General features: G+C 38.5%; 11 protein-coding genes. 7 read left to right on the forward strand and 4 right to left on the reverse strand.

Annotated elements, in window-relative coordinates; all coding sequences use genetic code 11:
• Positions 1–103 precede the first annotated feature (103 nt).
• Both F952_RS09475 and mtlD read left to right on the forward strand, forming a co-directional pair.
• Complete coding sequence (locus F952_RS09475) at positions 104–1,699, forward strand: histidine-type phosphatase (RefSeq protein ID WP_370458628.1); 1,596 nt, start codon at positions 104–106, stop codon at positions 1,697–1,699.
• A gap of 248 nt (positions 1,700–1,947) precedes the next feature.
• Positions 1,948–4,089, forward strand: a complete 2,142-nt coding sequence (mtlD, locus tag F952_RS09480) for a bifunctional mannitol-1-phosphate dehydrogenase/phosphatase (protein ID WP_004926529.1) — start codon at positions 1,948–1,950, stop codon at positions 4,087–4,089.
• 191 nt (positions 4,090–4,280) lie between these two features.
• On the opposite strand, the gene F952_RS09485 is transcribed toward mtlD, so the two are convergent.
• Entirely contained in the window at positions 4,281–4,973 is a 693-nt protein-coding gene (locus F952_RS09485; RefSeq protein WP_004926532.1) for an LrgB family protein, read from the reverse strand.
• The gene (locus F952_RS09490; RefSeq protein WP_227499436.1) at positions 4,970–5,341 is read right to left on the reverse strand and encodes a CidA/LrgA family protein; all 372 of its coding nucleotides are present in this window, start codon (positions 5,339–5,341) and stop codon (positions 4,970–4,972) included. The genes F952_RS09485 and F952_RS09490 overlap by 4 nt, the downstream gene beginning before the upstream one ends.
• Before the next feature lie 167 nt (positions 5,342–5,508).
• Between F952_RS09490 and F952_RS09495 the strand changes: the two genes are divergently transcribed.
• The 5 genes from F952_RS09495 (at position 5,509) to F952_RS09515 (ending at position 8,550) form a co-directional block, all read left to right on the forward strand.
• On the forward strand, positions 5,509–6,408 hold the full coding sequence (locus tag F952_RS09495) for a LysR family transcriptional regulator (RefSeq protein ID WP_004926538.1): 900 nt from the start codon (positions 5,509–5,511) through the stop codon (positions 6,406–6,408).
• Positions 6,409–6,476: 68 nt separating this feature from the next.
• Complete coding sequence (locus F952_RS09500; RefSeq protein ID WP_011182328.1) at positions 6,477–6,896, forward strand: YeeE/YedE family protein; 420 nt, start codon at positions 6,477–6,479, stop codon at positions 6,894–6,896.
• The gene (locus F952_RS09505) at positions 6,893–7,303 is read left to right on the forward strand and encodes a DUF6691 family protein (RefSeq protein WP_004926543.1); all 411 of its coding nucleotides are present in this window, start codon (positions 6,893–6,895) and stop codon (positions 7,301–7,303) included. The genes F952_RS09500 and F952_RS09505 overlap by 4 nt, the downstream gene beginning before the upstream one ends.
• A 4-nt stretch (positions 7,304–7,307) precedes the next feature.
• Positions 7,308–8,186 carry an MBL fold metallo-hydrolase gene (locus F952_RS09510; RefSeq protein WP_004926545.1) on the forward strand — a complete coding sequence of 293 codons (879 nt, stop codon included), beginning with the start codon at positions 7,308–7,310 and terminating at the stop codon, positions 8,184–8,186.
• Between the two features lie 4 nt (positions 8,187–8,190).
• On the forward strand, positions 8,191–8,550 hold the full coding sequence (locus F952_RS09515) for a YidH family protein (RefSeq protein ID WP_004926548.1): 360 nt from the start codon (positions 8,191–8,193) through the stop codon (positions 8,548–8,550).
• 222 nt (positions 8,551–8,772) lie between these two features.
• Here the strand turns inward: F952_RS09515 and F952_RS09520 are convergent, their stop codons facing one another.
• Both F952_RS09520 and F952_RS09525 read right to left on the reverse strand, forming a co-directional pair.
• On the reverse strand, positions 8,773–10,485 hold the full coding sequence (locus tag F952_RS09520; RefSeq protein ID WP_004926550.1) for an electron transfer flavoprotein-ubiquinone oxidoreductase: 1,713 nt from the start codon (positions 10,483–10,485) through the stop codon (positions 8,773–8,775).
• Between the two features lie 130 nt (positions 10,486–10,615).
• Complete coding sequence (locus tag F952_RS09525) at positions 10,616–11,857, reverse strand: MFS transporter (protein ID WP_004926552.1); 1,242 nt, start codon at positions 11,855–11,857, stop codon at positions 10,616–10,618.
• Positions 11,858–12,137: the final 280 nt, after the last annotated feature.

A 12,137-nucleotide genomic window follows, 5' to 3' on the forward strand; every position in this document is an offset into this window, starting at 1 on the left:
GATAAATCATTAAGATGGTTTAGCTTAAATTTTAGGATAGTTGTCATCCAATCGTCATTCAAGCCAGATATTTTAAGTCAAAATTTTTGAATGACTGAAGACAATGAAGACTAGCAACATACTGAAGTTTTTAATGGCAACTGGCGGAATGCTTGTTTTAAGTGCTTGCAACGATAATCATGATAACAATAGCACCTCTGATCGTTCTGCAACAGTAGAAACTTCAGCGTATGTTCAAACCAAAACTCCCTATAAACCTCAGCAAGATTTAAACACCTATCAGGCTGCACCAACAGGATTCCAGCCTGTTTTCACTGAGCTGGTTGCGCGTCATGGTTCGCGTGGTTTATCTAGTATGAAATATGATTTGGCACTTTATAATCTCTGGAAACAAGCCAAAACTGAAAATGCATTAACGCCACTGGGTGAACAGCTTGGCGCTGATATTGAAGCAATAATGAAAGCCAACATCTTGCTGGGGTATGGTGTGGCAGGAATCCGTCAGTTTGGTTATGGTAATGAAAGCCAATTGGGTATTGAGGAACATCGAGGGATTGCAGATCGTTTATTACAGCGTTTACCTCAATTGTTCAATACCTCTACTCTAGGACAAATGGATATTGCTGTACAAAGTTCTGGAGTAGATCGTGCAGTAGATAGTGCCAAATTTTTTACCAATGAATTGATCGTGAAACGACCTGATCTTCAAGAAAAAATTCGTCCAGTGAGCTATGCGAGTTTAAGTAGCGATACCTACCCATCGATTGACGATCAAGGAGTTGATCGCTTTTTGCTTTATTTTCATAGTTTAAATAAAACAACAGATTTGAGCCAAATTAATTCAACGCTTAGACAAAATATCTATGATGCCAGCCTGAAGTATCAGGATTTTGAAGAAAATGATGCGGATCTAAAGCAAAAATTAAAAGAATTATCAAGCAATAACAATGCTCAACAAATCGCGTTGAAAGTACTGACACCGTTGTTTAAAGATGAGTTTATTCAGAAATTAGGTAGTCAGGGCTATACCTTTAGCAATACGGGATCATTTACGACGACAGCTTCAAATGGCACCCAAATCACTGAAAAAGGCAAAGGCAAAAATACCATAGCAAGTACAGTAGACGCAGCAGCATACCTATATGAATTGTACTCAATTGCACCTGGGATGAAAAAAGAATTAGGCAATACAGATTTCACAAAATATATGCCAATAGACGCCGCCAAATTTTATGCAGAATATAATGATGCGCAGGATTTCTACGAAAAAGGCCCAAGCTTTACTGAGTCCAATCAAGTAACCAGCAATATTGCAAATGGACTCAAACAGGATTTCTTTGCTCAAGTAGATCAGGTGATCAATAAACAACAGCAGCACAAGGCTGTTTTACGATTTGCCCATGCTGAGATCATTATACCGCTTGCAACAGCATTTGAACTCAAAGGGATGATGACACCTTTAGCGCTGAATCAAACTTATAGCTATAGTACAAGTACTTGGCGTGGCGAAGATATTTCTCCTATGGCAGCCAATATGCAATGGGATATATATCAAAATGCACAAGGGTATACCTTGGTAAAAATGCTGTATAACGAAAAAGAAACTTTATTTAAGTCAAGTTGCGATTATGCCCGTTATAATTCAAGCAGCTTTTATTATGATTATCAAAAGCTTAAGCAGTGCTATGGCATTAACTAAAACTATCTAATCACTGAAATTTTTATTCGGGATATCACTAAAAAAGTGGGTGATATCCTTATTAGATAAAATTCATAATTCAAAATAAAAATCAACTATTTGAGTTGTTAATTAAGTTTGAGTTGCACAATCATAATGTTTTTGATCAAAAAAAAAGCAAAAATGTTTCATTTATTAAAATTTGTCCCTAAATAGCACATTATTCGTTAACCTAAAAATTAACAAATTATAAACAAAGGGGAAAATATATGCTGATTTTTCACAATTATTCTGTTCAGGGCGCGCTTTTTGATATGGATGGAACAATGTTTGATACTGAGCGGTTACGGTTTCAAACATTGAAACAGGCATCTCAAGAACTACTTGGGCAGACATTTTCTGATGATTATTTAATGCAATGTCTGGGCTTAAGCGCGACTACAGCAGAGCAGTTGGCAAAATCACAATATGGCGACGATGTACCTTACAAAGCAATTCGAAAGTGTGCCGATGACCTTGAGCTTGAGTGGGTGCGTAGAGATGGTGTTCCAATCAAAAAAGGCTTGGTACAGGTGCTTGAGCGCTTGAGAAAATCTGGCCTGCGTATGGCAGTAGCGACATCAAGCCGCCGTGCAATAGCAGAAGAATATTTGATTAATGCCAATGTATATAAGTTTTTTGATGTGCTGGTCTGCGGCGATGAAGTACAACAAGGCAAGCCACATCCTGAAATTTTTGAAAAAGCCGCGCAAAAACTCAATCTGGATCCTGCACAGTGCTTAATGTTTGAAGATTCAGAAAATGGCATAAGTTCTGCGCATGCGGCAGGTGGAATTACCATTTTACTCAAAGATATTAAATCGCCAAATGAACATATGTTAAGTAAGGCAAACTTTTATTTTGAGACGATGTACGACTGTTTGCTCAATCTTGATGATTATGTTCCCATTATGGACATGCCACTACTACAGGAAACATTTCCTCAAACCCTGAATCAACTTACCGTGGGGATTCATGGCTTTGGTGCAATTGGTGGTGGTTATATCGCACAGATTCTATCACATTGGGATGGTTATACACGCCCACAGCGGATTATTGCATCGACACGCAATAGTTTGTACCGCGAAGCTGTGAATGCCTTCGGTACTTATTCTATTCGCTACGGTCAAGTTTCATACGATGAACGAATCGAATATATGTCCATCATTGATGCCGATAACGAGCAGCACATGCTGGATATGTATTTGGAATCATCATTAATCGCGTTATGTATACCTGAGCACGCCGTTGCATCTGAGGCTAAAATTATTGCCAAAGGGCTATATGCACGCTATGCATCACAAACGATGCAGAATAACAATCCACTGACATTTCTAATTATCTTAAATAAAGTGGGTGCCAAAAAAATGGTGCTTGAACACATTCGTAAAGCGCTGGAAAATCTAGCAAACCTTGAAGTTGCAGACCAGATTATGGCTCAGCATTATTTTTGTGATACTGTGGTCAACCGTATGGTGTCCAAGCTTTCCGAACAAAATCTTTATCGACAACTGCAAATTAAATACAACTTTTTTAAACAGTATCAGTCAGATGTTGACGATGAAAATGTTGAAATTGAAGATACGGCCAAACTTTCAACTGCACAAGAACATCAAGCCTCGCTATATATTGATGATATGCGCCGTAATTTTCAGCCGAGTCACATTTTGCAAAGTATGGATTTGATTTTATTTAATAGCGAAATCGATATGCCAATTTATGTAGAAAATAATAGTCCATTGCTTGAAAAAATGCGCCAGATGATTGTGGTAGATAATATTGCGGATATTCAACTCATCAAGAATCGACTGTGGAATGGAACACATGCCATGCTGGCATGGTATGCCTCGTTATTGGGTCATGAAACCATTGGTGTTGCTATGGGGGATATTCGTATACAGAAAATGGTAAATAATCTGGTTGATGAGATTAAAGCTGGATTAGCTACCCAATTACCACATCGTGCCAAAGATCTGGATCGGCTTGCCAAGAGTTTTATTGTGTCATGCCAAAATGCCTATAAAGATCCTTGCCAGCGAGTGGCTCGTGATCCATTGCGTAAGTTGAACCCGAATGAGCGTGTATTAGGTTCTATTGTGAATAACCTTCGATATCATCAAACCGTAGATCAATTATTATGGGGAGCCAGCTTAGGGTATTTTTATGCAATTAAAAAGTTTGATATGAAGCCAGATGACATCTTTGAACACTTTGAATCAAACCTTGCGCAAATTGAGTTGGATATCGAAGATAAAAAAATAATCCAGCGTACGATACAACAGCATTTAGATCAGTTGATAGCTCAGCCTGATCTTTTGAAAAGTATAAATTTATTTGATTTGGATCAACAAGCACATTTGAACTGTGGCTAATGACTGAACATTATCTATAAAACTGATTCATTTAATTGATTTACACCAAAAATCTTACTTTATAAAAGTAGCTAGATTTTTGGTGTTTCTTTTAAGTTTGTTGATTTCACTACGATGAGTCTGGCTTATTTAAGCTATCTTCTCAATTTTATTTGAGGAGATTTATCTTGACTAAGCAAACTCATCATAAATTAAGCAAGAAGCTTAAAAATAATGTGTACCAAAAAGGGACCTACAATCACCATAAAGATGCCTGCAAGAACCATTGTTAAGCTGGCAATAACACCTTCATCTTTGCCTCGTTGATAGGCTTTGCTTGTTCCAAACCCGTGTGCTGCACTCCCCAAAGATGCACCATTGGCCAAATAAGATTTAAGCTTTAAGCCTGCGAGTACTAAATCACCAAACATCATTCCGACAATGCCTGTGATCATGGTGAATAAAATCACCAATTGCACTGATCCATCGATATGTTCGGTTAAGGCGATTGCAAAAGGGGTAGAAATTGAACGCGCCATGAGGCTTAGTGTGGTTGGTTGGTCAAAATGAAATAAACGAGCTAGATAAAATGCACTGATCATTCCTGCAGTCATTCCAACTAAAATACCAACAGAAATGGTAATAGCATGCGCTTTAATAATATTGCGATATTCATAAATTGGGATTGCAAATGCTACAGTGGTTGGACCGAGCATCCATACAATCCACTGGTTATCCTGCATATAAACGTCATAAGGAATATTAAAAGTGAGAAGAATTGCAATAATAATGACAGGAACTAAAATAGCGGGTGAAAAAGGTAAATACGGTAAACGACGGTAAATAGGTTTGGCGATAACATAACCCATAAGCGTTCCGAATAACCACAATAATGCAATATTCATGATTTCACTCCAGATCGTTGTTGATGGCCAGATCTATGATGTCGTTTAAGCCATGCTTCTAGCTTAAAACATATATGAACACTATAGGCAGTAAACACCATCACACAGATTGTCCCAAGTACGACAGCACTCAATAATTGCCAGCCTTCTGTGATGAATAATGTTTTGTAATTCATAAGACCGACGACACACGGAATAAAGAACAATACCAGTTCGCCCAAAATGAAATCAGATCCTGTCTTGATCCATTGAAGCTTGAATACACCACTGAGTAAGCCAATCAAGACCAGAAATAAGCCGACTACACCTGCTGAGATAGGTAAGTTTAGCCAGCGTTGCAATAAAGAGCCAACCCACCAAAACAGCATAAGTAATGCGATCTGAATAACAATTTGGACAAGATATAAACCACGTGACTGATACACGGTAGCACCTTTAAGCTGAGTGATTTTATAGGGAATAAATGTATTTTAGATCGACTTTTATGTCATATTATGAATAATAAAATTATAATTATTCTTTTATGGAATATTTTATGGATATTAAATCGCTTAAAATTTTTGTACAAATTATTCAGAGTCAAAGTTTTACTTTGGCAGCAGAACAGCTTTTTGTGACACAGCCAACAGTGAGTAAAGCCATTGCGGGTTTAGAAGAAGAATTGGGAACAACATTATTTAAAAAAGGGGAAGCTGGCCGAAAACGTGAAGTCGAACTGACTTACACAGGTCAACAAGTTTATCAGCATGCGCTAAACATACTTGATGAACAAAAGAAAATTTATGAAGTACTGGATGATATTAAACATCTGAAAAGAGGGAAGTTGACCTTAGGTTTGCCGCCGCTTGGTTCAGTTTTATTAACATCACTTATAGCAATTTTTCATAAGCAACATCCGAATATTGAACTCAAGTTTCTTGAGGTCGGTTCAAATACGATTGAGCAAGCGATTCTGGCGAAAACCATTGATGTTGGAATATTACTCAATCATATACATCCGCTTTTGGCTGTCATTCCAATTATTGATTCGCCGTTATGTTTATTATCACCCAGACATTCGCGCTGGAAGCATGCCAAAGGCATAACGCTGAACGATTTAAAAGATGAACAATTTTTACTTTATGATGATAGTTTTACACTTAATCATTTGATTATACAGGCGGCCAATCTGGAGGGCTTTGAACCTCATATTGTGTGTAAAAGCAGTCAATGGGACTTTATTGCCAAGCTCGTCGAGTCTGCTATGGGTATTGCTTTATTACCACAGATTTATTGTGAACAGCTCGATCAAGATAAATTTTCGATTACCCCTCTGATCAATACGCCGTTACGATGGACTTTAAGTATGGCATGGAATACTTCTGTTCCGATGACAGCCGCAACACGAGCATGGCTGGCCATCGTAGAACAGTATCGGCATGAAATTAAATTTTAACAAATAAAAAATTGAATAAAATACAAATTTATATATTATAAAAATATATAATGTTTATGGGCGAACATATGCATGACTTCTTATTGGCGTTCTTAGGTGGCTTGCTCTTGGGAACTGCTGTTGTGGGCTATTTATATATCAATGGTCGTATAGCGGGAATCAGTGGTTTAATGGCACAAATTCTTGATCCTAAAACTGTATTCAAAACGCCTGCAATCTGGTTTTTGTCGGGTCTCTTCATTACACCATTTATCTATAGCATGTTTATTGAAACAGAAATTAAGATTACAGCAAATCCTTATATGCTGATCATCGCGGGATTGCTCGTCGGAATTGGGACGCGAATGGGATCTGGATGTACCAGTGGGCATGGTATCTGCGGAATGAGTCGATTATCAAAACGCTCAATTGTTGCGACCATAACCTTTATGATCGCTGGCTTTATAACGGTTTATGTTATGCGTCATTTACTGGGAGTCCTGCTATGAAGAATATATTGGCTTTTATATCGGGGTCTATTTTTTCGCTAGGACTGATGATCTCTGGCATGTCGAATCCCGAGAAAGTTCTCTCGTTTTTAGATATCTTTGGTATGTGGGACGCGAGTTTGGCCTTTGTCATGCTTGGTGCCATACTGGTGGCTTTTGTTCCTTTTCAAAAAGCGATGCGGCATCCAGTAACATTATTTAATGAAAAAATTGAACTGCCTCAAAATAACCAGATTGATAAAAAACTGCTCGCTGGTGCGTTTATATTTGGAACAGGATGGGGGATTGCAGGGATTTGTCCTGCGCCTGCATTGACTTTAATCGGGCTAGGCAGTTATCAGGCATTTTATTTTATTTTTGCCATGTTGATTGGTATGTTGATCTATCGCAAATGGTCAGGAGCATAAAATCATGTCTCAACAACAACCCAATGTTCAAGAATTTTTTGACTTGGAGACCAATACCTTTAGTTATGTGGTTACAGATATTCAAACACAAAAATGTGCCATCATCGATAGTGTGCTAGATTATGATGTAGCTTCAGCGACTACTTCTACAGATCAGGCTGATAAAATCATTGCTTATATACGCCAAAATAGCCTAAGCGTTGCATGGATATTAGAAACACATGTGCATGCCGATCACCTCACAGCTTCACAATATTTAAAAAAACAATTAGGTGGCAAAATTGCCATGAGTCGTAAAATCGCTATTGTTCAAGAAACCTTTAGTCAAATTTATAATCTGGATATGAAATACTTTAATTTACATCAGAGTTTTGATTATTTATTTGAAGACAATGAACATTTTAAAATAGGTGATCTTGATGCTTATAACATTCCAACGCCAGGTCATACCCCAGCTTGTTTAAGCTATGTGGTGGGTGATGCTGTGTTTGTTGGAGACACACTTTTTATGCCAGATTATGGTACAGCACGTTGTGATTTTCCAAAAGGAAGTGCATCCATCTTATTTGATTCGGTACAACGCTTATATAATTTACCAGACACTACACGAATGTTTTTATGTCATGACTATTTACCCAGTACGCGTGATGATTATGTATGTGAAACAGATATCTATACTCAAAAGTCTTGCAATATTCATATCCATGAAGGAATGTCTAAACTGGAATTTGTTGAAATGCGTCAGGCCAGAGATGCAACGCTTACTATGCCAAAACTAATATTACCAGCCATTCAGATTAATATGGATGCTGGAAAATTTCCTGAACCAGAATCGAATGGGCAAAGCTATTTAAAATTACCGCTGAATTACTTTAAAGCTTAAGAATATGTCAAATTTAGAAGATCCAAGAGTACTACTTGCACTTGAGCGTACTTTACTTGCCTGGAATAGAAGTAGTCTCGCTTTGATTGCTTTTGGTTTTCTGATTGAAAAATCAACTTTATTAATTCACTTGATTGATCCTGTGCGTTATCACGATAAAATTGTATTTAATCGCTGGCTCGGTGTTTTAGTCATGGTATTGGGCTTAATCGTTAGTATTTTATCAGTGATTCAGTATCGAACTGCGCTTAAGTCACTTACGCCGTTAGAAATGATTGAAGGATATCGAACCAACTTAGCCATTGTTCTCGGATATTTCACGATTTTAAGCGCAATCATGCTGATTATTTCATTTTGGATCTGATTTTTAAGCATAGCCCCCTTAAGGACTATGCTTACCTAAAAAATAAAATAAAGCACTAATACACTAGTGATTATATATAAACCTGAAATAAAACAAGTTTATATATCTTTTCTGGCTCATTTTTTTAATTGATAGCCATTTTTAAAAATTACACATTGAAATATAAGATATGGCAAGGCAGCACTTTGAGATAACATACAAAATCATATATTCGGATACGAATTACATGTTAGGGTAATTCGGCCCGCCGCCGCCTTCAGGCGTCACCCATGTGATATTCTGAGATGGATCCTTGATATCACAGGTTTTGCAGTGTACACAGTTGGCTGCATTGATCTGGAAACGCTTGTTGCCTTCACCTTCATCCACAATTTCGTACACACCCGCAGGGCAGTAGCGCTGAGCTGGCTCATCCCATCTTGGTAGATTCACCGCCACAGGAATACTGGCATCGGTCAGTTTCAAGTGTGATGGCTGATTTTCTTCATGTACCGTATTGGATACAAATACCGAAGACAAACGGTCAAACGTCAGCTTGCCATCTGGCTTTGGATAGTTTGGTTTAAAGGTGGCTTGATCCTGAGTTTTCAGTGCGCTGTAGTCAGGCTGAAGATCGTGCAGAGTGAATGGAACTTTAAAAATGTTCTGATCCACAAAGTTAAATGCACCACCAATCCATAAACCAAACTTGTGCATGGCTGGACCAAAATTACGACTGCGGTGTAACTCTTCTTTAAGCCAGCTCTTATCAAATTTCTGCGTGTAGGTGGTGAGCTCCTTATCAAACAAATCTTCACCTTCAACGACACGGGCAATGGCTAGATCACCGCCTTTGTCGACACCACGTGCAATCGCTTCAAATACGGCTTCACCGCAAAGCATGCCAGATTTCATGGCCGTATGTGAGCCTTTGATTTTCGCAAAGTTCAAAAAGCCTGCATCATCACCAATCAGACAACCACCTGGGAAAGTCAACTTGGGCAGTGAGTTTAAGCCACCTTTGACCACAGCACGTGCACCGTAAGAAATACGCTTACCACCTTCCAGATACTGTTTGATCAGTGGGTGGGTTTTCCAGCGCTGCATTTCCATAAACGGGAACATATGCGGATTTTCATACGATAAATCCACGATCATGCCCAGAGTCACCTGATTATTCTCGGCATGATATAACCACCAGCCACCAGAAGAACCCGTTTCAGACAATGGCCAGCCAGAACCATGCATCACCAGACCTGGTTTATGCTTGGCAGGATCGATTTCCCAAAGCTCTTTAATCCCGATACCGTAATGCTGCGGGTCAGCATCCTGATCCAGATTAAACTTATTGATCAGGCGCTTGCCTAAATGACCACGGCAACCTTCGGCAAATAGCGTATATTTGGCATGCAGTTCATAACCCGGCGCAAAGTTATGCGTTGGTTCGCCATCCTTGCCAATACCCATATCACCCGTCTGAATACCCTTAACCGTACCATCAGCATGATACAGAATCTCGGCAGCAGCAAAGCCTGGAAAAATAGAGACTTCAAGCTCTTCCGCCTTCTGGCCTAACCAGCGCACCACATTGCCCAGCGAGATGACATAATTGCCATCATTGTGCATGGTTTTAGGCACCATCCAGTGCGGTGCTTCCTGAGACTTCTCATCCGACATCAGGAAATAGGTTTTATCCTCAGTCACTGGGACATTGAGCGGTGCACCTTCTTCTTTCCAGTTGGGGAAAAGTTCATTGATGGCACGAGGTTCAAGCACTGCACCAGAGAGGATGTGAGCACCTACTTCGGAACCTTTTTCGACGACGCAGACGGACAGATCAGGTAAATTGTTTTCAATCGCGAGTTGGCGAATTTTAATCGCAGCAGATAGACCGGCAGGTCCAGCACCAACGATCACTACGTCAAACTCCATCGCTTCGCGTTCAATCGTTATCATAATAAAAGAAATTTAGTTTCGCTTGTCGATATTTTAATTTGAAAAAAATATTAAAACAACCATTATTTAATGTTAAAAAGCCAGTGTGTATATTACTGGCTATATATTGAAGTGTATAAGCATTTATAAGTTAAGACTGTTGTGGATCATATTGTTTTTCTTTGATAAACAGTGCTGGAATTACACCACAAATAAAATATGCAGCTCCCATTACAACAAAGCCCAAACCAATTGAACCGCCAGAAGCTAGAAAACCAATAGTTGCTGGGGCAATCGCTGCGCCTAATCTTCCTACATTATAAGCTCCACCAATGGCTGTACCACGTATTGCTGTTGGGAAGCTTTCTGTCATGTAAGTTGCATTGACACCGTATGGAATACCGTACAAGAAACCAAAAATAACCAATAGATATAAAATATTATCTGGTGAGTTATAAAACACGATTAGAGGTAAAAAAATTGCGGTTCCGATAGCACCAAATGCATAAGTAAAACGACGGCCGAGTTTATCAGCCATAAAGCCAGCCAAGATTTTTCCTAAAATCATGGCAGTGTATGTTCCGACCATATAGGCTGTCATTTCCTTAAACTTCATTCCCAATTCACTTTCAAGATAAGATGGCATCCAATTGTTTACGCCATAGTAACCAAATTGTAGAAAGCCTGCGGTGAGTGCCCACAGAATGAACATGTTACGGTTACGTTTATCTTGAAAGATTAATTTAAAGGCAGAAGTTTTGACTGTTTCAGTTTGTTTGGATGGTGCTAAGCGTGATTGTTGCCATGCTGCTGGTTCTGGTACAAAAAAATGCATAAGTACAGCCATAAGTACAGGAATAATCGCAACATAAAACAGCACACGCCAACCATGATCGGGTATTAACCAACCAGCCAGTAAGGTGGCAACAATATAGCCAACAGTCCAGCCAGCCTGTAATGTACCTAAAACAGTAGTACGGTATTTTGTTGGAACATATTCGGCCATGAGGGTATTGCAGGCAATATATAAAGAACCTAAACCGAGTGAAGCGAAGAAACGTAAAACACCAAATTGTATAAAGCTCTGAGTCAATCCAAGGCCACACGTTAGGATTGAGAACGTGAGAATTGAAATCACAACAATGCGTACACGACCAAATCGGTCACACGCCCACCCACCAAAGATTCCACCTATCGCCATGCCAGCTAAAGTAAAACTTCCCAACATTCCAGCTTCAACTGTACTTAAATTAAACTCAGCTTTAATACTGTTTAAACTATAAGAGAGCAACATCAGGTCTGCTCCATCCACAAGCAACGCTAAAAATGCAAATAAAAAAGCAATTTTCCATGTGTGTGATCCAATTCTGGATCTCTGATTGTTGCTGTACATAGCTATATTCCTTTAGCAAAGAAGTTGAATTGTATGAATTGAAATCACAGAACAAATTCTAAAAATTTTTCGGATAGTAAAATAAAGATTTAATTAAATCAATAATTGTAAAAATAAATATCGCATAGCGATATTTATTTTGTGTTATTAAATTTTTGTTTTTCAATAGAAAATCATTTAAATAGAATTAAAACTTAAAATTATAATGGGACGACATATTTTCTCAGCGATAAAAAGCATGTATATTGGTTTTTTATATCGCTATGCGAAATAAAATAAG

The organism is Acinetobacter baylyi DSM 14961 = CIP 107474 (assembly GCF_000368685.1).
Classification (GTDB): domain Bacteria; phylum Pseudomonadota; class Gammaproteobacteria; order Pseudomonadales; family Moraxellaceae; genus Acinetobacter; species Acinetobacter baylyi.

Coding starts and splice junctions, on each gene's coding strand:
- F952_RS09515 (WP_004926548.1), top strand. CDS start 8,191: ATGTCAAATTTAGAAGATCCAAGAGTACTACTTGCACTTGAGCGTACT.
- F952_RS09510 (WP_004926545.1), top strand. CDS start 7,308: ATGTCTCAACAACAACCCAATGTTCAAGAATTTTTTGACTTGGAGACC.
- F952_RS09505 (WP_004926543.1), top strand. CDS start 6,893: ATGAAGAATATATTGGCTTTTATATCGGGGTCTATTTTTTCGCTAGGA.
- F952_RS09525 (WP_004926552.1), bottom strand. CDS start 11,857: ATGTACAGCAACAATCAGAGATCCAGAATTGGATCACACACATGGAAA.
- F952_RS09490 (WP_227499436.1), bottom strand. CDS start 5,341: ATGCTGTTTTGGTGGGTTGGCTCTTTATTGCAACGCTGGCTAAACTTA.
- F952_RS09485 (WP_004926532.1), bottom strand. CDS start 4,973: ATGAATATTGCATTATTGTGGTTATTCGGAACGCTTATGGGTTATGTT.
- F952_RS09475 (WP_370458628.1), top strand. CDS start 104: ATGAAGACTAGCAACATACTGAAGTTTTTAATGGCAACTGGCGGAATG.
- F952_RS09520 (WP_004926550.1), bottom strand. CDS start 10,485: ATGATAACGATTGAACGCGAAGCGATGGAGTTTGACGTAGTGATCGTT.
- F952_RS09495 (WP_004926538.1), top strand. CDS start 5,509: ATGGATATTAAATCGCTTAAAATTTTTGTACAAATTATTCAGAGTCAA.
- F952_RS09500 (WP_011182328.1), top strand. CDS start 6,477: ATGCATGACTTCTTATTGGCGTTCTTAGGTGGCTTGCTCTTGGGAACT.
- mtlD (WP_004926529.1), top strand. CDS start 1,948: ATGCTGATTTTTCACAATTATTCTGTTCAGGGCGCGCTTTTTGATATG.